Source organism: Phenylobacterium sp. LjRoot225 (assembly GCF_964252855.1).
Classification (GTDB): domain Bacteria; phylum Pseudomonadota; class Alphaproteobacteria; order Caulobacterales; family Caulobacteraceae; genus Phenylobacterium.
Genome location: NZ_CAXUPL020000001.1, coordinates 1,231,964 through 1,255,160 on the forward strand (window position 1 = coordinate 1,231,964; position 23,197 = coordinate 1,255,160).

The following is a 23,197-nucleotide window of genomic DNA, read 5'->3' on the forward strand; positions in this document are numbered from 1 at the left end:
CCCGATGCTAGAGACGAACGGCTGCGGTGGCGTCGGCGCCCCAGGTCCGGCGCCAGCGCGCCTTCACCCCGGTGAGACCCGCCAGCGCCAGCAAGGCGAGGCCGGCGAAGGCGAGCAGGCCGACCTGATAAGAGCCGGTGACCTGCTTGGCCCAGCCCAGGCTGGAGGCGAGATAGAAGCCGCCGACGCCGCCGGTCATGCCGACGAAGCCGGTCACCACGCCGATCTCCTTGCCGAAGCGCTGCGGGGCGAGCTGGAAGACCGCGCCGTTGCCTGCGCCCAGGCTCGCCATGACGAACATGATCACGCCCAGCGCCATCCAGGTGTTCGGCATCTTGAAGCTCGCCACCGCGAGGCCCAGGGCGGCCAGCACATAGACCACGGTCAGGGTCCGCACCCCGCCGATGCGGTCGGCGATCGCTCCGCCCACCGGGCGGATGAAGGAGCCGGCGAACACGCAGGCGGCGGTGAAGAAGCCGGCGGTGACGGCGGGCAGGCCATACTCGGCGTTGAAGTAGATGGTCAGCGAGGACGACAGGCCGACGAAGCCGCCGAAGGTGACGCCGTAGAGGCACATCAGCCACCAGGCGTCGCCGATCTTCAGCACGTCGAGATATTCAGCGAGCTTCTTGGGCGCAGGCCGGTTCGGCGCGTCCTTGGCGAAGATCATGTAGACGATGAAGGCGACGGCCAGCGGCAGGGCGGCTAGGCCGATCACATTGCTCCAGCCGAAGTGCTGGGCGAGGCCCGGCGCGAACAGGGCGGCGAGCGCCGTGCCCGAGTTGCCGGCGCCAGCGATGCCCAGGGCCAGGCCCTGGTGCTCCGGCGGATACCAGCGCGAAGCCAGCGGCAGGGCCACGGCGAAGGAGGCGCCGGCCACGCCGAGCAACACGCCCAGCGCCAGCACCTGGTTATAGTTGTGGACGCCGAGCTTCCAGGCGACCAGCAGGCCGCTCAGCACGATGAGCTGGCCGATCATCCCGGTCTTCTTGGGGCCGACGTGGTCGACCATGACGCCGGCGACCAGGCGCAGCAGCGCACCGGACAGCACGGGAAGCGCCACCATCAGGCCCTTCTGGGCGGGATCGAGATGGAAGTCCTTGGCGATCGCCACGCCCAATGGGCCCAGCAGCACCCAGACCATGAAGGACAGGTCGAAATACAGGAAGGCGGAGAACAGTGTCGGCGCGTGGCCGGCTTTCAGGAATGAACGGCTCAGCATGTGAGTGCCCCGTGCGATTGCGGTGGAGCGGCGGCGTCGCCTGGGTTTGATCGGTTCGTCTTCGAACCGGTCTGGCTGCGAACGCCGTTGTTCACTGGGCCTGACTGAAGAAGAAGCATGCCCACGGCGGCGGGTCATGCCTCAAACGTCAATTCACAAGCACTTCCTTACCGAAGCGCAAAAAGACGGCGCCCGGTCGAGACCGGGCGCCTCCGTTTTGGGCTCACGCGGCCGCACGAACCCCAGGGGCTCGTTCATGCAGGAAGGCCACGACCGCGTGGCGCGCCGTCACATAGGTCGACGTCATGTCGACCTCGAGCCGGCGCCGCGGACGGGCCAGATCGACCGGAAGGATCTGCCCGATCGTGGCCGCCGGTCCGTTGGTCATCATCACGATCCGGTCGGACAGCAGCACCGCCTCGTCGACGTCGTGGGTGATCATGATCACCGTGTTGCCGAGCTTGGCGTGGATCTCCATCACGCTGTCTTGCAGGTTGGCGCGGGTCAGGGCGTCCAGCGCGCCGAACGGCTCGTCCAGCAGCAGGACCTTCGGCTCCATCGCCAGGGCGCGGGCGATGCCGACCCGCTGCTTCATGCCGCCGGAGATCTCCGACGGCCGCTTGTCCTTGGCGTGGGTCATCTGCACGAGGTTGAGGTTGTGCAGCGTCCATTCGTGCCGCTCGGTCCGGCTGCGGGTCCCCTTGAACACCTGGTCGACGCCCAGGCGGACGTTCTCGTAGACGCTGAGCCAGGGCAGCAGGGAGTGGTTCTGGAACACCACCGCCCGCTCGGGCCCCGGAGCTTCGACCGCGACCTTGTCGAGGATCACCGCTCCCATGCTGACCGGCACCAGGCCCGCCACCACGTTCAGCAGGGTGGACTTGCCGCAGCCCGAGTGGCCGATGATCGAGACGAATTCGCCCTGATCGACCTGCAGATCGATGCCGCGGAGCACCTCGGAGACCACGCCGCGCCCCTTGAAGGTCACGCCGACGTTTTCGATGGAGAGATAGGATTTGACCATGATGTGCTCCTTCAGCCCGCCGACGCGCCGCGGGAGACGATACGGCCAAGCAGGGCGACGAGACGGTCGAGGGCGAAGCCCACCAGTCCCACCCAAACGAGGGCCACGATGATGTCGGAGATGCGGGAGGCGTTGTACTGGTCCCAGATGAAGAAGCCGACGCCGACGCCGCCGAGCAGCATCTCGGACGCGACGATGGCCAGCCAGCTCATGCCGATCCCGATGCGCAGGCCGGTGAAGATGTAGGGCGTGGCCGCCGGCAGCAGGATCTTGAAGAAATAGCCCGTGGGCGAGAGCCGCAGTACCCGGCCGACGTTGCGATAGTCTTCCGGCACGTTGCGGACGCCGACGGCGGTGTTGATGATCACCGGCCAGATCGCCGTGATGAAGATCACGAACAGCGCCGAGGGATTGGCCTGGTGCAGCGCCGCCAGCGAGATCGGCAGCCAGGCGAGCGGAGGAACCGTCCGCAGCACCTGGAAGATCGGATCGAGACCACGGTGCGCCAGTCGGCTGGAGCCGACCAGCACGCCGAAGGCGATGCCGACCACCGCCGCGAAACTGAAGCCGATGGCGACGCGCTTGAGGCTGGTCAGCGCGTGCCAGAACAGCCCCTTGTCGACCCCGCCGTTGTCGAAGAACGGATGCAGGATCAGCTCGCGAGAGTCGGTCCAGATCGTCGTCGGCGACGGCAGGCCGGCGGGCATTTTGACCGCCATCATCTGCCAGAAGAACAGCAGGATGCTGATGGTCACCAGCGGCGGAAGGACGAGGCCAAGAGTCTCACGCGTCGCCTCCCCGAACTTGACGACGAGGCGCGACGGGCGCTTGGGCGTGGGCATGGGAAGGATCTCCGCCGGCGCCTTGGCCGCGGGGTCAGGGTTCATCGAAACGGCGCGTAGAGCCATGGCTCAGCCTCCTCTCAGACCAGCTTCTTGATGGGTTGGCTCGCCAAGTAGGCAGCCGGGTTCGCCGGATCGAAGACCTTGCCGTCAAAGAAGCGTTCGACGCCGCGGCTGTCGGAGGCCGGCGCCGGAACGCCCAGCGCCTTGGCCGAGGCGCGCCAGATGTCGGCGCGGTTGACCTTGTTGACCAGGGCCATCTTGTTCGTCGACTGCGGCAGCACCCCCCAGCGGACGTCCTCGGTCAGGAACCACAGGTCGTGGGACTTGAAGGGGAAGGAGGCGTTGTCGGCCCAGAACTTCATGACGTGGCCGGAACCCTGGGCCTTGCGTCCGTCGCCGTAGTCGACGTTCCCCTGCAGCCGGGGCAGGATGTCGTTCATCGGCACGTTGATGTACTGCCGGCCAGAGACGATGGAGCACATCGCCGGGCGGTTCTGCATCTTGTCGCACCAGATGGCGGCTTCCATCACCGCCATGGTGATGGCCTGGGCGGCGCGGGGATATTTGGCGACCCAGTCGGCGCGCATGCCGAGCGCCTTCTCCGGGTGGTTCATCCAGATTTCGGAGGTCAGGCAGGCGGTGTAGCCGACGCGCTGGTTGACCAGCTGAGCGTTCCAGGGCTCGCCGACGCAGAAGGCGTCCTGGGTCCCGGACTTCATGTTGGCCACCATCTGCGGCGGCGGGATGACGATGGTGGAGACGTCGGCGTCGGGGTTGATGCCGCCGGCCGCCAGCCAGTAGCGGATCCACAGGTCGTGGGTGCCGCCACGGAAGGTCATGGCGACCTTGGCCATGTTGCCGGCGGCCTTCAGCTGCAGGAACTTGGCCTTGGCGCCGGCGCTGTTCAGCCCGACCTTCACGGCCTTCAGGTCGTTGCCGACGCTGATCGCCTGGCCGTTGGTGTTCAGGCGGGCCAGGATGTTCATCGGCATCGGCCGGCCGCCGGTCGCCTGGCCGGTGGTGATCAGATAGGGCAGCGGCGAGAGGATGTGCGCGCCGTCGATGCCGCCGCCGCCGGAGCCCAGCACCAGGTTGTCGCGGGTGGCCGCCCAGGACGCCTGCTTCAGCACCTCGACGTCGGGCATGCCGTACTTGGCGAACAGGCCGCGCTCCTTGGCGATGATCAACGGCGAGGCGTCGGTGAGCGCGATGAAGCCCAGCTTGGCCTTGGCCACTTCGGGCCCGGGCCCGGCGGCGAAGGCGCCCGACGGCAGCAGGGTCTTGGCGGCGGCGATGGTGGCGGCCGCGGCGGTGATCGCGCCTCGACGCGTGAGGCCGGTCGGTTTCGGATCGGTCATGGAAATGTCCTGCGAATTTGAGGAATTGGAGGCGTTTCGGTTCACAGCTTGTATTCCAGCGTGAACCACACCTTGGTGCGGGAAGGCGGCGGGGCCGCCGTGCCGAGCGGCACCGAATTGTCGCGCTCGAAGTCGGCGTACTTCAGGGCCGCAGTCAGCTTGGGCGTGATCGCAGCCAGCAGCTGGACGTTCCACTCGCTGCCGAGGCTGGCGCCGGTCCGCTGGTCCTCGAAAATGTGGTAGCGGACGATGATGTCGGAGTTGAAGAAGTAGGTCCGCTTGAAGCGCGGCTTGGCGTTCAGGCTGACGTTGAAGTCCTTCAGCCCGTCGACGAAGCCCTTGTTGCCGCCCAGCGGCTGGACGAAGGCGTCGGACCAGCCCTGGAAGGCGTGGACGGTGGCCAGAGGCGTGGTGAAGCCGCGCGTCCCGTTCCCTTCCAGCGACTCGTAGGAGACCTTGGCGGTGTAGATGTCGAAGGTCCCGGCGAGGTCCGCGCCCCAGTAGTCCAGTTCGTACTTGGGGGTGGCGTTGTGGTAGTCGCTCTGCCGCGCCCAGGTGGCGTTGTAGGCCAGCTGGTAGAGACCGACCCAGGTCTTGCCCCCCGCCTTCACCCCGTAGGTCAGCGAGGTGTTCGGCCGCGAGTTCTCGAAATCAAGAGCGTAGACGAAGCCCTGCAGCCGCAGCTGCTCGGCCGGCGACCAGGTCAGGTTGGCCAGATGGCTGTCGGAGTCCCAGTCCCTGAGCTCGCCCAGGATCCGGTTCACCCGGTTGACGTAGACGTAGGTCCCCTTGAAGCGGCCCCAGGCGCCGTCCAGTCGCAGGGCGTCGAAGGTCTGCTCGTCCTGGCGCCAGCCGACGTTGCCGACGAAGCGCTGGTCGTCGAGCAGGATCCGCTGCCGGCCGATGGTCGCGGAGAAGGCGGCGTTCGGCGTCCAGGTCAGCTGCAGCCGGTTGAGCTCGGTGACCTTCGGATCGTTGATCAGCGGGTATTTGGCCTTGTTCGCCCCGTTCAGCGGCGCGGTCGTCGCGCCGGGCACGTTGACCGCATAGTGCTCCGGACCGATCAGCCGGACGTCCTCGAACTCGACGAGGCCCTTCACATCGTGCCAGGCGCCCGTCTCCCAGCCCAGCCGGGTGCGCACCGTGTAGGCCTCGGCGTCGCGGGTCAGGGTGGCGGTCTTCTTCTGATCGACCGACTCGTAGCGCGCCCGCACTTCCAGGATCACCTTCCCGGCGGCGACCGCGTCGCTGACCGTCGGCGGCGGGGCCGGCGCGGCGGCCGGTTCGGGCGTCGCAATGACCGGCTCGGCGGCCGGCGGCGCGGTCGCCGCCGTCCCCTCGCCCAGGCCGTCCGCGTCCGCGGTGGCCGTCGCTTCCGGCGGCGTGGCCTGCGTCGTAGTCTGCGCCTGGGCGAGCCCCGCCCAGGTCAAAGCGGCGCCGGCGGCGCTCGCGACGAGCGCTGTCTTCAGTCGTTTCAAGGCTTATCCCCCAAGCCAAAAAAAACGCCCGCGCGGGGCGTAAAGCCCCGTGCGGACGTCGGTGTCCGATGAATTCGGCGCAATCGCTGCGCCGAAGGCCTTTTGGCCGTCGCGAGACTTCGTTGCCCCGCGATCGCCGGGTGATGTCGCCCTGGCCCGACGGGGACGGCAATATTCCTTCGCACCCGCAACGCTCAAACCGCGGGTATTTGGCGAATCTGCCCAGCTCCGCGGCGCCGAAAACGCCGGCGCCGCCCAAATATAATGCAGATTCCAGCGCTCAGATCGTGGGCGCCAAGTGGGCGCCAAGGTTCGAGAGCGCATTTTTGACTCATGTTGAGGCACAACCGGGGTGGAACTCGCGGCGTGAGCAAGAATCGCCCAGGCAAGCCGCGCCGACGTTGCTCATTATATCGCCAACCGATCCATCAAAGCCCACTGAACGATCACCGACGCGAGGTGAAAGAGTATCGGGAAACGACCTAATACCGGCAGGCGGGCAGGTTCGCAGGCGCGCGCAAGTCGGCCGGGCCGGCGTCGCAAGGATGTGCGGAGATTGGCAGGTCGCCCGTCCTTCGCGACGGAAGACCGAGGCGTTCGGCCGAAGGCGAGCCGAGGAGGACGTCGACGCTACGCCGAAGGCTGCTCCTAGCGACTCCAGGGCGCCTTTCGGCCGCCAGGCGCCGGGATCGCCCCAGGGGTCAGGACGTCAGCTTCCGATCAGCCGGCCGAGCGTGAAGCTTTGGGCGTAAGCCTGCGCCTCGCCGAGCCGGAAGACCCGGCCGTCGGCGAAGCCGTCGGCGGCTTCAGGCGCACTGACCGTGGACCAGCCGAGATCCGCGGCGGCCTGATTGTAGAGGTCCAGCCGATAAACCGCCTCTGCCATGGCCCGGATGTCGAGATCAGGCGGCGCATGGCCCCAGCGCATCATCTGGCTGAGCAGCCAGCCGGCCTGGACCGGCAGGGGCGCGTTGGCGGCGTTGCGGTGGAAGCTGGTGGTCGGCAGCGATCGGGCGATGCTGCCCACCGACGCGTCGACATATTCCGGTTGGGCCAGGATCTGCGCCAGCTGGGCGCGGTTCTCCGGATCGTCGGCCCAGGCGGCGCCCTTCAAGAGCGCACGCAACAGGGCCTGGAGCGCCTCCGGATTGCGCGTCGCCCAGTCGGCGGTGACGCCGAACACCTTCTCCGGCCCATCCCGCCAGACCTCGAAGGCGCGGACCGCCACCTCGCCCAGGTTTCCATCCTCGGCGACGGCGTTCCAGGGCTCGCCGGCGCAGAAGCCGTCGAGTTCGCCGGCGGCCAGGCGGCTGGCCATGCGCGAAGGCGGCGCGACGGTGATGCGCACGTCCAGGTCGGGGTCGATGCCTCCATCCGCCAGCCAGTAGCGCAGCAGGTAGTTGTGCATCGAATAGGGAAAGACCACGGCGAAGACGAGCGGCGCCTCGCCCTGGGCGCGGCGCTGGGCGATCACCCGGGCCAGGGCCGCACGCCGGGTCTCGCCCGGCGCGAACGTCGACGTCAGCCGTCGCGACAGGGTGAAGGCGGCCCCGCTGCGGTTCAACGCCATGGGCGCGATCATCGGCTGCGGATCGCCGCCGGCGCCCAGGGTGCAGGCGAGCGCGATCGGGGCCAGCATGTGCGAGCCGTCGAGCGCGCCGGCCGCCACCTTGTCACGCACCGTCGCCCAGGAAACCTCGCGGCTCAGCCGCACGGACAGTCCCTCGGCGGTGAAGAAACCGCGCTCCTGCGCCACCACCAGCGGCGCGGCGTCGTTGAGGGGCACGAAGCCCAGGGTAAGGTCGCTCGCCCGGCTCACGCTCCGTCTCCCTTAAGCACGCCCGCGAACGCCAGCAGGTCGGAGGCCACCGCGCCGAGCGGTCGGCCAGTGTCCATCGAAAGTTTGCGGAGCAGTTTGTAGGCCTGCTCCTCCTCAAGGCCCCGCTCCTTCATCAGGAGCGCCTTGGCCCGCTCGACCGTCTTGCGAGAAGCTAGGTCCGCCTTGGCCTTCTCCAGATCCTGCCGCAGCTGGTGCATCAGCCGAAAGCGGCTCATCGCCACCTCGAGGATGTCGCGCACCCGGGCCGGCGCCAGGCCGTCGACGATGTAGGCGGCGACGCCGGCTCGCACGGCGGCTTCGGCCAGCCCCGGCTCCGAACGGTCGACGAACATCACCACCGGACGCGGATTGAGGACGCTGGCATCCTGCAGATTTTCCAGGGTGTCGCGATCAGGGCTGTCGGCGGCCACCACCACGACGTCCGGCTCGAAGACCGCGGCCTCGTTCTCGTCGAAGACGGTGGCGTGGCGCACCTCAAGCGGATGCACGCCGGCCAAGCCCTCCACGACCAGGGCGGCGCGGGCGGGATCAGGATCAACCACCAAGACTCGCATACCGGGGCGACTAAGCAGAGGTGAGGTCCCTGATCCGAGCTACGTCATGGAGAAGCCGTGCTGACGCACGAAATCGCCTACGAGATGCGCAATGGCGCCTCATCTTTGCACAGGTCAAGTCCAAGGGTGGACACTGCGGCGACAGGCCACCGCCGACGGGGTGAACGGCTGATGAATTCGCCACCCCGCCCACGTTCAGGCGGGGTGGCGCAGTCTGCGGGCGGACACTGAGGAGGTCTCCCGATGAAAAAGTGGCTTCTGCCCGCAGCGGCGGCTGCAATGACCCTCATGGGCGGGGCGGCGATGGCCCATCCCCATGGCTATTATGGCGGCTCCTACTACGATCGGCCGGCTTACGGTTACGGCTGGGAATCCCGCGGCGGGCATTATCGCCGCGGTTACCGCGACAGCGATCGAGACGGCGTCCCGGACCGCGTGGAATGGGGCCGGGATCGGGACCGCGACGGTCGGCCGGACCAATGGGATCGGTATGACAATCGCCGTCGTCACCACCGCCACGACAGCTACTCGAGGCGGTACGAGCGCGAACCCTATTACGGCTACGGCTACGGCTATCGATACTGAGGTGGGCGGGCTCAGGCGCGGGTGGGACGCCGCGGCTAGGCGGCGATCCCGCCCATGCGGGCGACGTTGCAGCGGACCCAGAGGGCTTCCATGGCCGCGACCAGGTCGTCCATCATCGCGTCGGTGTGGCCGGGCGACGGCGTGAAGCGCAGCCGCTCGGTCCCCTTCGGCACCGTCGGATAGTTGATCGGCTGGACGTAGACCCCGTGGTCCGACAGCAGGATGTCCGAGATCAGCTTGCAGTGATGCGCATCGCCCACCAGCACCGGGACGATGTGGCTGGCCGAGGCCATCACCGGCAGGCCCGCCTGGGCGAACCGCGCCTTCAGCGTCGCGGCCCGCGCCTGGTGCGCCACGCGCACCTCATTGTGGTCCTTCAGCCAGCGGATCGAGGCCGCCGCCCCGGCCGCCAGCGCCGGCGGCAGCGAGGTGGTGAAGATGAAGCCGTCGGCGTAGCTGCGGATGGCGTCGACGATCACCGCGTCGGCGGCGATATAGCCGCCCATCACCCCGAACGCCTTGCCCAGGGTGCCTTCGACGATGTCGATCTCGCCCATCACCCCGTCGCGCTCGGCCACGCCCGCGCCGCGGGGGCCGTACATGCCCACCGCATGCACCTCGTCGAGGTAGGTCATCGCGCCGTATTTTTTGGCCAGCGCCACCGTGGCCGGCAGGTCGGCGATGTCGCCGTCCATCGAATAGACGCTCTCGAAGGCGATCAGCTTGGGCGCGTCGGCCGGGGCTTCGCGCAGCAGCTCCTCGAGATGCTCAAGGTCGTTGTGGCGGAACACCCGCCGCTGCGCCTTCGGGCCCAGCCGGATGCCGCTGATCATCGAATTGTGGTTCAGCGCGTCGGAGAAGACGATCAGACCCGGCAGGATCTTGAACAGGGTCGACAGCGTCGCCTCGTTGGAGACGTAGCCCGAGGTGAACAGCAGCGCGGCTTCCTTGCCGTGCAGGTCCGCCAGCTCGCGCTCAAGCTCCACGTGATAGTGGGTGGTGCCCGAGATGTTCCGCGTGCCCCCGGAGCCCGCGCCGGCCTCTTCCAAAGCCCGCTGCATGGCGTCCAGCACCACCGGATTCTGGCCCTGGCCGAGATAGTCGTTCGAGCACCAGACCACGACCTCCGCCGTCGTCCCGTCCCCACGCGTCCAGGTCGCCCGCGGGAAATCCCCGCGGTGGCGCTTCAGGTCCGCAAACACACGATAGCGGCCCTCGCCCCGGACCTTGTCCAAAGCAACCCGGAAGGCGTCTCTGTAATCCATCGACCTATGCAATCCGCCCAGCGTTCGGCGATCTCGCGCGCGGCGGGATTCCCGTGCAATTGCGGGGCTTTTCGCACCGCGCGCGGCCCATGTCCAGAAGCAGCGCCCGCATCGCGCCGCGAAGGTTCGCCGATCGTCCGCCCAAGGCCTTACTTCGGCTTTCGAAATTTATAAACGAACTGGTCGGTGTGGCCGCGGATCGCCGGATCGAACACCTGAAGCGTGTGGTCGTCGGCAGGATTTCGCAGCACCGAGCTCTCGCCCTCGAACCGGAACCCCGCGGCCTCCACCTCGCGCCGGACGATCGCCGGGTCGATCCGGTGCAGCTTGTCGGGAATGTCGAGGCCGGTCCCGGCCGCGGCGGCGTGGTCGAGCACGACATAGAGACCGCCGGGCTTCAGCGCCTGGTAGATCGCCCGGTTCACCGCCGCGACGTCGTCGTTGTACTTGGCCAGGTGCAGGTCGTGGTAATTCTGCGACGTCCAGATCAGGTCGACCTTTTCCGGCAGCGCCAGGGCGGCGAACTGGGCGGCGACCACCTTCACATTGGCATAGGCCGGATCCGCGGCGATCGCGTTCACCGCCGGCGGCTTCTCGGCCTTGGCCTGCGCCTCGGTGACCACGGCGTAGATGCGGCCCTTGGGACCGACGGCCTTGGAGAAGATCCGGGTGAAGTAGCCGCCGCCGGGCAGCAGCTCGGCGACCACCTCGCCCGGCTTCACCTCGGCGAAGGCCAGCATCTCGGCCGGCTTGCGGTCGGCGTCACGCGCCACGTCGGCGGCCGGACGGCCCGGATCGGCGATCGCCTGGGCCGCCGCGCCATGGTGGGCCTCGTGCGGTCCGGCGAAGGCGCCGCCGCTCAGGGCGACAGCCAGCGCCGCGGTGGCGGCCATCAACAGCTTGCGTGACATCCAAGTCTCCGAAGATCCAAACGACGCCGTGCAGGACGCCAGTTTACGGCAGCGGCGTCCATTCCTGTTCTGGCGGCAGGGGCGCAAAGATCTCGTCCAGCAGCGCCTCGGTCACCCCTTCCAGGGTCGGCGGGTTCCAGCGCGGCGCATTGTCCTTGTCGACGATCACCGCGCGCACGCCTTCGGTGAAGTCGGGCCGCATGACCACCCGGGCGCCGATGCGGTACTCCATCGCCATGTTCTCGGCGAAGGTCTTGGCCTGGCCGCCCAGCTGCAGCTGGCGGAAGGCGACCTTGACGGTCTGCGGCGACTTGGTGGCCAGCACTTCCAGCTGCTGGCGCGCCCAGTCGGTGTCGGCGGCCTTCAGGGCCTCGACGATCGCCTCGACGCCGTCCAGGGAGAAGATCCGGGCGATCTCGTCCTGGTGGGCGGCGATGGTCGGCCGGCCGGCGTCGCCTTCGAACTCGGTGAGCAGGGTCTCGATCGCGGCCGGATCGGCGATGATGGCGGCCTTCAGCGCCTCGATCTGGGCGCTTGGCACATAGTCGGTGGCGACGCCGACCAGCTCGCAGTCGGCGGCCTTGATGCGGGCCCCGGTCAGCGCCAGCCAGATGCCGATGTGGTCGGGCATGCGCGGCAGCCACCAGCCGCCGCCGACGTCGGGGAAGAGACCGATGCCGGTCTCCGGCATGGCGTAGGTGGTTCGCTCGGTCGCCACCCTGAAGGTCGCCGGCATGGAGATGCCGACGCCGCCGCCCATGACGACGCCGTCGATGATCGCCGCCACCGGCTTGGCGTAGCGGAACAGGAGCTCGTTGAGCTGGTACTCGACGAAGAAGAACTCGCGGGCCAGCCGGCCGTCGTCGGCCGCGCTGTCGTAGAGCACCCGGATGTCGCCGCCGGCGCAGAAGCCGCGCTCGCCGCTGTTGTCGATCAGCACCAGCTCGACGCCTGCGTCGTCCTGCCAGGCCAGCAGCGCCTCAGTCATGAGGCGGCACATGTTCAGGGTCAGCGAATGCAGCGCCTTGGGCCGGTTGAGCGTGAGGCGTCCCACCCGTCCCTCGACGCGGACCAGGACTTCCGCTTCGTTCAAGCCAATCGCGCTCATGGGGGGCTCGCTCATTGCCGGAACATCTCGCGCGCGGTGATCACGCGCATGATCTCATTGGTGCCTTCGAGGATCTGGTGGACGCGCAGGTCGCGCACGATCCGCTCCAGGGGATAGTCCTTCAGATAGCCATAGCCGCCGTGCAGCTGGAGCGCCTGATTGGCGACCTCGAAGCCGGCGTCGGTGGCGAACCGCTTGGCCATGGCGCAGTGCTTGGTCGCCTCCGGCAGCTTGTTGTCCAGCGAGAAGGCCGCGCGGCGCACCATCAGCTGGGCCGCGTCGAGCTCGGTCGCCATGTCGGCGATGCGCCATTGCAGCCCCTGCATCTCCTTCAGCGGCTGGCCGAACTGCTTGCGGGTCTCGAGATAGGCCTTGGCGGTGTCGAGCGCGAGACGCGCCCCGCCCAGCGAACAGGAGGCGATGTTGATGCGCCCGCCGTCGAGGCCGGCCATGGCGAACTTGAAGCCGTCGCCCTCGGCCCCGATACGGTTCGCCTCTGGAATCCGGCAATCGTCGAAATTGACCTGGGCGGTCGGCTGGGCGTTCCAGCCCATCTTCTTTTCCTGGGCGCCGAACGACAGGCCGGGCGTCCCCTTCTCCACCACAAAGGCCGAGATCCCCTTTGGCCCGGGGCCGCCGGTGCGGGCCATGACCACATAGACGTCCGAGACGCCGCCGCCGGAGATGAAGGCCTTGGAGCCGGTCAGCACATAGGCGTCGCCGTCCTTGACCGCGCGGGTCGACAGCGAGGCCGCGTCCGATCCGGCGCCCGGCTCGGTCAGGCAGTAGCTGGCCACCAGCTCCATGGTGGTCAGCTTCGGCAGGAATCGCTGGCGCAGTTCGTCGGCGCCGAACTTGTCGATCATCCAGCCGCACATGTTGTGGATCGACAGGAAGGCCGCCGTCGCCACGTCGCCGTAGGACAGCGCCTCGAAGATGATCGAGGCCTCCATCCGGCCGAGGCCGGAGCCGCCGACGTCCTCGTTGATATAGATGCCCGCCAGGCCCAGGGCGGCGGCGGCGCGCAGCGCCTCGACCGGGAAGACCTTTTCCTCGTCCCAGTGGGCCGAGTGCGGCGCAAGCTCAGCCGCGGCGAAGTCGCGAGCCATGTCCTGGATCGCGCGCTGGTCTTCGGTGAGATTGAAATCCATGGGTCGCAACTGGCGCGAGCCTGGACGCCTGTCAATAACGGAAGTCTTGCACCTCGACGGCGGAAGGTTCAGGACCCGCAAGATGAGCAAAGCGCCCCTCGCCGCCTATCCCGCCCTGCGCCTGCGCCGGCTGCGCCAGGCCGACTGGATCCGCCGTCTGGTCCGCGAGACCGTCCTGACGCCGGCCGACCTGATCTGGTCGATGGTGGTGCACGAGGGCGAAGGCCAGATCCCCGTCGCCTCCATGCCCGGCGTCTCGCGCCTGTCGCTGAAGGACGTCGGCGCCGCGGCCAAGGAGGCCAAGGCCCTGGGAATTCCGGCGATCGCCGTCTTCCCGCACATCGACGGCGCCAAGAAGGACGCGGTCGGAACCGGGGCCCACGACCCCGACGGCCTGATCGCCCGGGCGGTCAAGACGATGAAGGACGCCGCCCCCGAGGTCGGGATCATGTGCGACGTGGCGCTCGACCCCTTCACCGACCACGGCCACGACGGGATCGTCCGCGAGGGGCGCATCCACAACGAGGCCACCATCGAGCGGCTGGTCGAACAGGGGCTGATGCAGGCCAAGGCCGGCTGCGACATCCTTGCGCCCTCAGACATGATGGATGGCCGCTGTGGGATCCTGCGCCAGGCGCTCGAGGCCGAGGGTCTGACGGACGTCATGATCATGTCCTACGCCGCCAAATACGCTTCGGCCTTCTACGGTCCGTACCGGGACGCCATCGGCTCGGGCAAGCTGGGCACAGGCGGCGCGCCGTCCGACAAGAAGACCTACCAGATGGACTCCGCCAACCATCAGGAGGCGCTGCGCGAGGTCGCCCTCGACATCGCCGAGGGCGCGGACATGGTCATGGTCAAGCCGGGCCTGCCCTACCTCGACATCGTCCGCCAGGTGGTCGACGCCTTCCAGGTCCCCACCTTCGCCTACCAGGTGTCCGGCGAGTACGCGATGCTGATGGCCGCCGCCCAGAACGGCTGGCTGGACGAGGAGCGCGCCATCCTGGAGACGCTGGGCGCCTTCAAGCGCGCCGGCGCGGCGGGCGTGATCACCTATTTCGCCCCGCGGGCGGCGAGGTTGCTGGGGGCCTAGGCTTTGACGTGAGCGGCGATGGCGCCCCGATCTTCGGCTCGGCCGCGGATTACGCTCAGCCGCGCTGATCAAGTCGACAAGATGAATTGGATATGTCCGCCCGTGCGGTCGTGCTCCCTTTTGCACCCCTGCCACGGTCGGAGATTCAGCTGATGGCCGCGCCTGCGTCGCCGAGTCCCAGAGCCCTCGTCCTCCTGCTCGCCGCGGCGATCGCCGCGGCGTCCGTGTCGACGGCCGCCTCCGCCGAGGCGCAGCGCCCCGCCCGCGATGTGACGCGGATCGAGGATCAGACGAGCATCCGCTACCGCTGGGTGGGGGTCGACGGCGTCCGCCTCTTCTACCGCGAGGCCGGAGACCCCAAGCGTCCAACCATCCTGCTCCTGCATGGCTTCAGCTCATCATCGCACATGTTTCGCGACCTGATGCCATTGCTGTCCGACCGCTTCCACCTGGTGGCGCCTGACTATCCTGGCTTCGGCTACAGCGATGCGCCGCGATCAGACGTCTTCGCACCGACCTTTTCCGAGCTGACGTCGATGATGGAGAAATTTGTCGCGGCGGTGGGGGTCAAGTCCTACGTGCTCTACGTCCAGGATTTTGGCGGGCCCGTCGGCTTCAGGATGGCGGTCGCCCGCCCCGACCGGGTCCGCGGCCTGATCGTGCAGAATGCAAACGCCTATGTAGAGGGCTTTCCGCCACAGCCGGCCGGCCGATCGGAAGACGCCGGCCTCGTATCCCCAAGCTTCATCCGGTTCATGTACCAGACCGGCGCCCGGGACGTCGCGGGGCTGAATCCTGACGCCTGGACGGTGGATGAAGCGGCGCTGCAAAGGCCGGAGGCGCGCCGCATCCAGACGGCCCTGCTTGCCGACTACCGCACGAACATCCGCCTCTATCCGCAGTGGCAGGACTACCTGCGAAGGTTCCAGCCGAGGACGCTGGTCGTGTGGGGCAAGAACGATCAGGGCTTCACCCCGGCTGGGGCCGAAGCCTTCCGGCGGGACGTCAAGGACGTCGAGATCCGGTACTTTAACACCGGACATTTCGCGCTCGAGGAAGACGCCCACGGCATAGCCTCGGCCATCAGAAGCTGGTCGGCGGGCAGGTAGCGCCTCGTGATTTCCAATGGCCGACATAGTCCGGCCGGGTCGAAGGCAGATCTTCGCCCTCCCGCACCGGATTCCAGAAGCGACATGTGGCCAAGCTTGCATGACCGTGTTATGCGGCTGCGCATGATCCACTCCCTCCAGCGCGCCGTAGCCAAAGCTATGAGCCGCCCGGCAATCGCCTGGCGGACGGCAGGCGCATGGGAGGAAGGCGGGATCTGAATTCGGTTTAGCCGAACGAGTCCGCAGCCCCTCCGACGGCGGGGGGCTTCGGTTCCGATCCTGATCCGCAGTCGGAGTCTCCAGCCCAGGAGCTTCCGATGCCTACGTTTCCCAGTCCGACCCTGACGCCCGATCTGCTGAGCGCGCTCGCGATCTTCGCGTTCGCCAGCTCGATCACGCCCGGGCCGAACAACACCATGCTCATGGTCTCGGGCGCAAATTTCGGGTTCCGCGCCACGCGTCCGCACCTTGCGGGCGTTTCGATCGGCTTCCTGGTGCTGGTGCTCGCGGTAGGCCTCGGCCTGGGCGGGTTGTTCCACGCCTACCCCGCCCTGCACGACGTGCTGACGGTGATCGGCGCGGCCTATCTCCTATGGCTGGCGTGGAAGATCGGCGCCTCGAAGCACCTGGGCGGAAGCCAGGCGTCGGCCGCGCGCCCACAGACATTCTGGGAAGCGGTGGCGTTTCAGTGGGTCAACCCGAAGGCCTGGGCGATGGCTCTTGGAGCCGTCACCGCCTTTGCGCCGCAAGACGCCTATGTCGCCAATGTGCTGCTGATCGGCGCCGTGTTCGCGGCCATCAACCTGCCGTGCATCGCCTCATGGACGGGCTTCGGCGTCGGGCTCAGGGGAGCGCTCACCCGGCCGGGCGTTCTGCGCGCCTTCAACCTGTCGATGGCTGCGCTTCTGGTGGTGTCGCTCGTCCCTTCACTTCGTGACCTGCTGCAACGCTGAGGCGCAGTTGGGGCGTCATCCGCGGGCGCTTTCACGGCGGCGGCCGTCGACCCGACAGACCTCGGAGCGACGGCTACATGCCCGGAAAGGCATGAGGTCCAAACAGGACCGCCAGCGCCCACTCAGCCGCCGAAACTGTAGCGCAGCCGGACGCCCCACATGCGCGGCGCGCCATAGAGAAGGTTCTCGAAGCCGGCCGAATTATAGGTGCTGCCGACGGAGACCGGGTACTTCTCGTTCGTCACATTGGTGACGAAGAAGGCCAGGTCGATCGGCTTGCTCATGACGTTGTTCCAGTTGACGTTCAGGTTGAGCAGGTCGGTGGCAGGCACCTCCCGGAAGTCGGGAAGCGTGGCTTGCGTAATCGTCTGCTTGTCGGTGTGAACGAACGTCGCCGCCAGAGAGACCTCCCCGACTCTGTCAGACAGCGGGAGCGTATAGGTTCCTGTCAGCGACACACGGTTCTTCGGCGCGAGCGCGAGCGGTCCGCCCGCGACGGCGGTCGGGATCAACGCCGAATAGGGTGCGCCTGCGGGAATCGGCGGCACGTTGATGCTGATCAGCTCGGTGTCGAGGTAGGTGTAGCCCAGTTCGAACCTGAGCCTGTCGAAGAAGGTCGCGACGCCATCGACCTCGACGCCCTGGATCTTCGACTTGCCGGCGTTGACAGTGGGCTGGGCCCCCGCGAAGCCGGCTACGCTGGAGGGCGCACTGACGTTGAGCTGCTGGTTGCTCAGCTTGTTGTAGAAGGCGGCGACGTTGAGACTGCCGCGCACCGCGCCGTGGCGAAAGCCGGTCTTCACCCCGACCTCATAGTTGTCGACCTTTTCCGGCCCCCAGCCCTCCAGCCCGATCGAGGTCATGTTGATCCCGCCGGCGCGATAGCCGCGCACATATTTGGCGTAGAGCAGGACATCGTCAGTCGGCTTGTAATCGACGTCGATCAGCCAGGTCGGCTTCTTCGACTTCTCTGCCGGCGGCTGGAAGCGGCACTGAGCCTGATCGGTCACGACCAGCGGAACACCCGGCGCGCCGTTGAAGAAGCGCACGACGTCGTTGCAGGTCTCGACAAAGCTGCCGTCCGCCTGCGGGGCGATCCGGGTGCTCTGGGCGAGCGCCCGGGTCTTGTCCCACGTATAGCGGATGCCGCCTGTCAGGCTCAGCTGGTCGGTCAGCTCATAGGTCGCCTGAGCATAGACCCCCTTGTTTCTGAACCAGAACTTGGTCGCAGAGGCGGAGATCTGTCCGGATCCGAACGGATTGGTGCAGGCCAGAATGGATGGGTTCGTGCAGGTGGCCAGAATGCCGGTATAGCCCGCACTGAAGCCGATCGGATCGCTCTGCTCAAGATAGCCGCCGGCCTGCCAGGTCAGGCGATCGTCGGCGGCCCGTCCCTGGAACTGCAGTTCTTCCGAGAAGGTCGACTGCGCCGAATTGTTTCCGTCGCCCGCTGGATTGAGCAGAATATAGCTGAAGGGCACGCCGTTCGGGAACCGCGAGGCCGGCAAACCGGCCGGGAACCGGGAGGTGAAGTTGTCGCCGTTGAGGCTGAAGCTCGCCCGTTCGCGGAACTCCTGATAGCTGACGATATTCTTGATCGTCAGCGTGTCGCTCGCCCGCCAGGTCGTGGTGTTGATGACCGCCCAGTGGCGCAGCTTCAGATACGGATCCGGGTTGTTGATGTCGACGTCGAGCGGGCCGTCACCCCGGGCTTCCGCTCGCGCGATCTGGTCGCAGGCCGGCAATGCGGTGAAGATGGCGCCGCCGCTCGCCGGGGTCACATTGGGATTGCACACAGCGATACGCGTCCCGTAGCCACGGGAAAATGAATTGCTGTATGTTCCGATCGTGTAGGTCTCGAGATCCGGCGTCAGATCGACAATGGCGCTGAGACGGCCCGCGAAATAGTTGACGTCATTGTAGTTGTCGGTCCCGATCCCCGACTTGTTCTTCATATAGCCATCGCGCTTGTTGCGATCGAGGGCCAGACGAAACCTCAGCTTGTCATTGACCGGTACGTTGAGCACGCCCTGGGCGCGCCACATGTTGTAGTCGCCGGCCTGGCCCTCGACCCAGCCCTCGAGGCTGTCGACGGGCCTGTTGGGCACCAGCAGCACCGCGCCGCCGGTGGTGTTGCGACCGAACAGTGTGCCTTGCGGCCCCTTCAGCACCTGCACGTTCTGCAGGTCCATGAACGAGCCGACGACGGCTGTGTTGCCTGACGTCGTGCCGCCCTGCGCGCGCGGGGCGACGACGTCGGCGAAATAGACGCCGACCGAAGGCGCCGTGCTCGGTTCCTGGACAAAGCCGCGAATGGCGAAGGAGCTCTTCTCCGGACCGAATCTCTGGTTGACCGACAGTGAGGGCGTATAGGTTCCAAGGTCAGTCGCGGTGACGATGTTGCGGTTGGCGATCTGCTCTTCGCTGTAGACGGTGATCGAGATCGGCACGTCTTGCAGGCGTTCCTGCGTGCGGCGCGCTGTAACGATGACATCGCCGAGGGTGGTTGCAGCCTCCTGGCTCTGCGCCAGAGCCGGGATCGCAGGCCCCAGACTCGTAAGCGCGACTCCCACGAGCAGGCGCAGCTTGCTTGAACGGCGGTCCATAGGCAGCCCTCCCCTTGCCGCCGTGCCGGATTGTTTCTCCGGATTGGCCAGCTTCTCGTTGATCCGATGAAGCGGCGCCTAAAAGTGAGCAGACGTATCGACATTTCGCGCCAGGGACTCGATAGGGCGCGCGTGCGCGCCACGCCGCCCACAGGGATCGGGTTCGGCGGCCCCGGCAGGACGGCTACGGCGTCAGGCCGCCGCCTCCCGCAGCAGCTCGCCCAGGATCCGCAGCCCCCGCTCGGCGTCGTCCGGGGCCGCCAGGCTGAAGTTCAGGCGGATGGAGGCGCTGGCGCCGCCCTGGGCCATGAAGTGGCCGCCGGGCGTGAAGAGCACATTTCGCTCGAGCGCCTTGTTCAGCAGCGCCTGGGCGTCGATCCCGCCGCGCAGGGTCACCCAGAAGAACAGGCCGCCGGCCGGCGCGGTCCAGTCCGCCAGGCCGCCGAGGTGGCGGTGCAGCGCCCGGTCGAAGGTATCGCGCCGCTCACGGTAGAAGGCGGTGACCCGCCCCATCCGCTGGGCGCGGTCCGGCGCGTTCAGGTATTGCAGCACCATCCATTGGCTCAGCCGGTTGGTGTGCAGGTCGGCGGCCTGCTTCAGGCGCACCAGATAGGTGAAGAGGTCTTCGGAAGCCGCCAGGAAGCCCAGCCGCAGCCCCGGCGCGACCGTCTTCGAGAAGGAGCCCTGGTAGATCCAGGACGCCCGTTCGCAACTCGCGACGGCCGGCCGGCGCTCGCAGGCCTCGTAGGCCAGATCGCGATAGGGATCGTCCTCGAACAGGATCACGTCATGGCGGTCGCAGGCGCCGGCGAGCGCCTGCCGCTCTTCGGCGGTCCAGCAGATCCCCGTCGGGTTCTGGAAGGTCGGCGTCACATAGGCCAGCCTCGGCGGCGCCTGGTCCCAGCCCCGTGCTGGGTCGGCCCGATCCAGCCCGGAAAACTGCGCGCCGAAGAAGCGGAACACCTGCAGGGCCGCCAGATAGGCCGGCTCCTCGACGGCGACGCCAGCGCCCGCATCGACGACCAGCTTGGCCGCCAGGTCGATGCCCTGCTGGGACCCCGACAGCACCAGCACCCGCTCGGGCGAGGCGTCGATCCCCAGCCCGCTCAATTCCTCGGCGATGCGGGCGCGAAGCTCCGGCTCCCCCTCGGTGGGGCCGTACTGGAGAAGCTCGCGCGGGGCCGTGGGAACATCGAGGCCGGCGAAGGTCTCCGCCGCAGGCAGCCCGCCGGCGAAGGAGATCACCTCGGGCCGCATCGCCACATTGAGCATGTCGCGGACCGGCGAGGCGTGCAGATCGCCGGTCCGCATCGAGAGACGCGCCATCGAGGGCTCCACAATGTCAATGATATTGACCTATCGACATCGTTAAGCCGAAGCGGCTATCCACGTCAATATGGTTGACCTAAAGCGCCAGGAAGAGCTGCGCCCAGAGGAGCTGCGAAATGCGATCGAGCTGCTCTACTTCGCCTATCGGGGATTCACCGACCGGGCCGACCGGATCCTGGAGCGGCGCGGCCTCGGCCGCGTGCACCACCGCATCCTCTACTTCATCGGCCGCCGCCCGGACGTCTCGGTCCGCGGCCTGCTGGATCTGCTGGCCGTCAGCAAACAGGCGCTGAACGCGCCCCTGCGGCAGCTGCTCGACATGGACCTCGTGAGCGCCGTCGGCGACCCGGTCGACCGCCGCTCGAAGAACCTGCGCCTCACCGCGGAAGGCGAGCGCCTGGAGGCCGAGCTCACCGGCGCCCAGATGGAGCTGCTGCAGTCGGCCTTCGACCGCGCCGGGCCGGGCGACGAAGAAGGCTGGCGCTCGGTGATGGCCGAGCTCGTCCGGTCCAGCGCCTGAACCGACGGGCCGCACGCCCCACGCCTGTCTTTCGCCGCTTTCACGACCGAGGATTGCGCCCGAGGCAGAGGAGGTTTCCGGTGCGCAACGTCTGGCTCAGGGCCGCCGTCGCCCTTGTTGGAATCACGACGCCCGTCGCCGCGGCCGCCCAGATGTTCACCGCCGGGGGCGGCATCGCGCCGGCCATGGCGATGAACCAGCTGATGATGCAGCCGGTGCGGGAATCCGTAGCCCAGGCGATCAGCCGCTCTGCCGTGGGCGCGGCCAAACCGGGCCCCGCCGCCGCAACCCCGCCATCCCGCGCCTCCGTCCCCTCTACGCGCTATCGCGCCTCGCCCACGGTCACAGATCGGGTGAAGCGCCAGTACATCGCCTTCATCGGCAAATCGCTCGGGCCGCAAGCCGCGGGGGAGTACGAAACCGCGCTGGCGCGGCGAGACTTCGTGACCAATTGGGCGCAGCTCGTCGCGCCGGAGGGCCTGCGCGCCGGCGACGCCGCCGACGCCCTCGCCGCCTACTGGATGCTCAACTATCTGATGGCCAACGGCCTGGTCGACGTCAGCGGCGCCTCCGGCCGCGTCGTCGCGGAGCAGATCCGACGGTCCCTTGTCTCCAACCCCACGTTCGCACGCCTGAACGAAGCCCAGCGGCAGGAAATGGCCGAGGTGCTCATGCTGAACTTCATCACCCAGCAGGCGGCCTACGAGCACGCCATGGGCGCCCGTGATGACGCGCTAAAGCGCAAGCTGGCCGACGCGGCGGTCGCGCGCTTCCGAAACGAGATGGGCGTCGACTTGCGCCAACTTCGGCTCACCCGCGCCGGCTTCGGCCCCGGCGGCTGAGACCGGGAATCTTGGGACTTGGGCGCGATGCTCTCGCTGACGCCGGCTCAGGCGAGAAAGTAGGCGCTGGCGCCCAGGTCCGGCAGGTCGCGCGTCTCCACGTAGCGGAAGCCGATCTTCTCCAGGACCCGCCGGGATGCGCGGTTCTCGGGATCGATGATGGCGGCGAGCTTCGGCAGACGCAGCACTTCGCGCACATGCTGCAGGACCGCCGCGGCCGCCTCGGTCGCGTAGCCCTGGCCGCTGTGACGCTGCAGGAAGGCGTAGCCGAGGTCAGGGCTGTCCAGGATCTCCCGCTGGACGAGGCCGCACATGCCGAGCCGCTCGCCGGCGGCGTCGCGCGCCACCAGCCACAGCGTCTTTCCGAACCGGTCGCGGATATAGGCCCGGGCCTCCTGCAGAGACCGCACGCCCCGGTCGCCGATGTTGCGGATCCAGCCCGGGTCGTTCAGCAGCTCGAGCACGAAGGCCGCATCATCCTCGACGACGGGCGAGAGCGTCAGGCGGGCGGTCCGCAGCTCGGTCACTGCGGCTTCTCGAGCCTGGCCACCAGGCTGGAGGTGTCCCAGCGGCGGCGGCCCTGGGCCTGGAGCTCGGCGTAGAACCCGTCGACCAGCCGCGTCACGTCGAGCGCCGCGCCGTTGCGGCCGGCCTCGTCGAGGACCAGACCCAGGTCCTTGCGCATCCAGTCCACGGCGAAGCCGAAGTCGAACTTCCCCTCGCTCATCGTCTTCCAGCGATTGTCCATCTGCCAGGACTGGGCCGCGCCCTTGGAGATCGCCTCATAGACCGCCGCCGGATCGAGCCCGGCTCTCTTTGCGAAATGCAGGCCTTCGGCGAGCCCTTGGACCAGGCCGGCGATGCAGATCTGGTTGACCATCTTGGTCAGCTGACCCGAGCCCACCGGGCCCATCAGCTTCAGCGCCTTGGCGTAGATCTCCAGCACCGGCTGCACACGGGCGAAGTCCGCAGGGTCTGCACCGCACATTATGGTGAGCTGGCCGTTCTCCGCGCCTGCCTGGCCGCCGGAAACCGGGGCGTCGACGAAGGCCAGGCCGCCGGCGGCGGCGCGCTCGGCCATCTCGCGGGCGACCACCGCCGAGGTCGTCGTGTGGTCGACCACCACGGAGGTCTTGGGCAGGACCGTCAGCGCCTCGCCGACCACCGCGCGCACGTCGTCGTCGGCGCCGACGCAGAGCAGGAAGACCTCGGCCTCGCGCGCGGCCTCGGCGACGGTGGCCGCCGAGCGGCCGCCATAGGTCTCGACCCAGCGCGCCGGTTTCTCGGGGCTGCGATTGTAGACCACCACCTCGTGACCGGCCCGGGCGAGGTGTCCCGCCATCGGAAAGCCCATCACCCCAAGCCCCGCGAACGCCAGCTTCATCGCCGCCAAACTCCCGATCG

The 23,197-nt window shown here is 67.9% G+C and carries 21 protein-coding genes; 6 read left to right on the forward strand and 15 right to left on the reverse strand.

Going from position 1 to position 23,197, the window contains the following annotated elements; all coding sequences use genetic code 11:
* Positions 1-7: 7 nt before the first annotated feature.
* The 7 genes from ACSQ2B_RS05945 to ACSQ2B_RS05975 form a co-directional block, all read right to left on the reverse strand.
* Positions 8-1,222, reverse strand: a complete 1,215-nt coding sequence (locus ACSQ2B_RS05945) for a nitrate/nitrite transporter (RefSeq protein ID WP_436048189.1) — start codon at positions 1,220-1,222, stop codon at positions 8-10.
* Positions 1,223-1,445: 223 nt separating this feature from the next.
* A complete protein-coding gene (locus ACSQ2B_RS05950) occupies positions 1,446-2,246 on the reverse strand; it encodes an ABC transporter ATP-binding protein (RefSeq protein ID WP_436048190.1) in 801 nt (266 codons plus the stop codon).
* An 11-nt stretch (positions 2,247-2,257) separates the two neighbouring features.
* On the reverse strand, positions 2,258-3,154 hold the full coding sequence (ntrB, locus tag ACSQ2B_RS05955) for a nitrate ABC transporter permease (RefSeq protein WP_436048191.1): 897 nt from the start codon (positions 3,152-3,154) through the stop codon (positions 2,258-2,260).
* Between the two features lie 14 nt (positions 3,155-3,168).
* Positions 3,169-4,449 (reverse strand): CmpA/NrtA family ABC transporter substrate-binding protein, encoded by a 1,281-nt coding sequence (locus tag ACSQ2B_RS05960; RefSeq protein WP_436048193.1) that lies wholly within the window; start codon positions 4,447-4,449, stop codon positions 3,169-3,171.
* A 41-nt stretch (positions 4,450-4,490) separates the two neighbouring features.
* Positions 4,491-5,927, reverse strand: coding sequence for an alginate export family protein (locus ACSQ2B_RS05965; protein WP_436048194.1), 1,437 nt, complete (start codon positions 5,925-5,927; stop codon positions 4,491-4,493).
* Positions 5,928-6,636: 709 nt separating this feature from the next.
* Positions 6,637-7,746 (reverse strand): CmpA/NrtA family ABC transporter substrate-binding protein, encoded by a 1,110-nt coding sequence (locus ACSQ2B_RS05970; protein ID WP_436048196.1) that lies wholly within the window; start codon positions 7,744-7,746, stop codon positions 6,637-6,639.
* Entirely contained in the window at positions 7,743-8,309 is a 567-nt protein-coding gene (locus tag ACSQ2B_RS05975; protein ID WP_436048198.1) for an ANTAR domain-containing response regulator, read from the reverse strand. The genes ACSQ2B_RS05970 and ACSQ2B_RS05975 overlap by 4 nt, the downstream gene beginning before the upstream one ends.
* Positions 8,310-8,564: 255 nt before the next feature.
* Between ACSQ2B_RS05975 and ACSQ2B_RS05980 the strand changes: the two genes are divergently transcribed.
* Positions 8,565-8,906, forward strand: a complete 342-nt coding sequence (locus ACSQ2B_RS05980) for a hypothetical protein (protein WP_436048200.1) — start codon at positions 8,565-8,567, stop codon at positions 8,904-8,906.
* Positions 8,907-8,941: 35 nt separating this feature from the next.
* On the opposite strand, the gene hemA is transcribed toward ACSQ2B_RS05980, so the two are convergent.
* The 4 genes from hemA to ACSQ2B_RS06000 all read right to left on the reverse strand — a co-directional run bounded on the left by hemA (position 8,942) and on the right by ACSQ2B_RS06000 (position 13,341).
* Positions 8,942-10,171, reverse strand: coding sequence for a 5-aminolevulinate synthase (gene hemA, locus ACSQ2B_RS05985; protein ID WP_436047754.1), 1,230 nt, complete (start codon positions 10,169-10,171; stop codon positions 8,942-8,944).
* A gap of 149 nt (positions 10,172-10,320) precedes the next feature.
* Entirely contained in the window at positions 10,321-11,082 is a 762-nt protein-coding gene (locus ACSQ2B_RS05990) for a class I SAM-dependent methyltransferase (RefSeq protein WP_436048202.1), read from the reverse strand.
* A gap of 43 nt (positions 11,083-11,125) precedes the next feature.
* Positions 11,126-12,190, reverse strand: coding sequence for an enoyl-CoA hydratase/isomerase family protein (locus tag ACSQ2B_RS05995; RefSeq protein WP_436048204.1), 1,065 nt, complete (start codon positions 12,188-12,190; stop codon positions 11,126-11,128).
* Positions 12,191-12,201: 11 nt separating this feature from the next.
* Complete coding sequence (locus tag ACSQ2B_RS06000) at positions 12,202-13,341, reverse strand: isobutyryl-CoA dehydrogenase (RefSeq protein ID WP_436048205.1); 1,140 nt, start codon at positions 13,339-13,341, stop codon at positions 12,202-12,204.
* A gap of 82 nt (positions 13,342-13,423) precedes the next feature.
* Between ACSQ2B_RS06000 and hemB the strand changes: the two genes are divergently transcribed.
* The 3 genes from hemB (at position 13,424) to ACSQ2B_RS06015 (ending at position 16,496) form a co-directional block, all read left to right on the forward strand.
* On the forward strand, positions 13,424-14,434 hold the full coding sequence (gene hemB, locus ACSQ2B_RS06005; RefSeq protein ID WP_436048207.1) for a porphobilinogen synthase: 1,011 nt from the start codon (positions 13,424-13,426) through the stop codon (positions 14,432-14,434).
* A 152-nt stretch (positions 14,435-14,586) separates the two neighbouring features.
* Positions 14,587-15,543 (forward strand): alpha/beta fold hydrolase, encoded by a 957-nt coding sequence (locus ACSQ2B_RS06010; protein WP_436048209.1) that lies wholly within the window; start codon positions 14,587-14,589, stop codon positions 15,541-15,543.
* A gap of 317 nt (positions 15,544-15,860) precedes the next feature.
* Positions 15,861-16,496: a LysE family translocator gene (locus ACSQ2B_RS06015; RefSeq protein WP_436048211.1), complete on the forward strand. Its 636-nt coding sequence runs from the start codon at positions 15,861-15,863 to the stop codon at positions 16,494-16,496.
* Positions 16,497-16,618: 122 nt separating this feature from the next.
* Here the strand turns inward: ACSQ2B_RS06015 and ACSQ2B_RS06020 are convergent, their stop codons facing one another.
* Positions 16,619-19,102: a TonB-dependent receptor gene (locus ACSQ2B_RS06020; RefSeq protein ID WP_436048213.1), complete on the reverse strand. Its 2,484-nt coding sequence runs from the start codon at positions 19,100-19,102 to the stop codon at positions 16,619-16,621.
* A 192-nt stretch (positions 19,103-19,294) separates the two neighbouring features.
* Positions 19,295-20,428: a PLP-dependent aminotransferase family protein gene (locus ACSQ2B_RS06025; RefSeq protein ID WP_436048214.1), complete on the reverse strand. Its 1,134-nt coding sequence runs from the start codon at positions 20,426-20,428 to the stop codon at positions 19,295-19,297.
* A 70-nt stretch (positions 20,429-20,498) separates the two neighbouring features.
* Here ACSQ2B_RS06025 and ACSQ2B_RS06030 point away from each other — a divergent pair, with 70 nt between their 5' ends.
* Together ACSQ2B_RS06030 and ACSQ2B_RS06035 are read left to right on the forward strand one after the other, a co-directional pair.
* The gene (locus ACSQ2B_RS06030; RefSeq protein WP_436048216.1) at positions 20,499-20,951 is read left to right on the forward strand and encodes a MarR family winged helix-turn-helix transcriptional regulator; all 453 of its coding nucleotides are present in this window, start codon (positions 20,499-20,501) and stop codon (positions 20,949-20,951) included.
* 80 nt (positions 20,952-21,031) lie between these two features.
* Positions 21,032-21,793, forward strand: a complete 762-nt coding sequence (locus ACSQ2B_RS06035; RefSeq protein WP_436048218.1) for a DUF6683 family protein — start codon at positions 21,032-21,034, stop codon at positions 21,791-21,793.
* A 47-nt stretch (positions 21,794-21,840) separates the two neighbouring features.
* Here the strand turns inward: ACSQ2B_RS06035 and ACSQ2B_RS06040 are convergent, their stop codons facing one another.
* Positions 21,841-22,320, reverse strand: coding sequence for a GNAT family N-acetyltransferase (locus ACSQ2B_RS06040; RefSeq protein ID WP_436048219.1), 480 nt, complete (start codon positions 22,318-22,320; stop codon positions 21,841-21,843).
* Positions 22,317-23,177: an NAD(P)-dependent oxidoreductase gene (locus tag ACSQ2B_RS06045; protein ID WP_436048221.1), complete on the reverse strand. Its 861-nt coding sequence runs from the start codon at positions 23,175-23,177 to the stop codon at positions 22,317-22,319. The genes ACSQ2B_RS06040 and ACSQ2B_RS06045 overlap by 4 nt, the downstream gene beginning before the upstream one ends.
* Positions 23,178-23,197 lie beyond the last annotated feature (20 nt).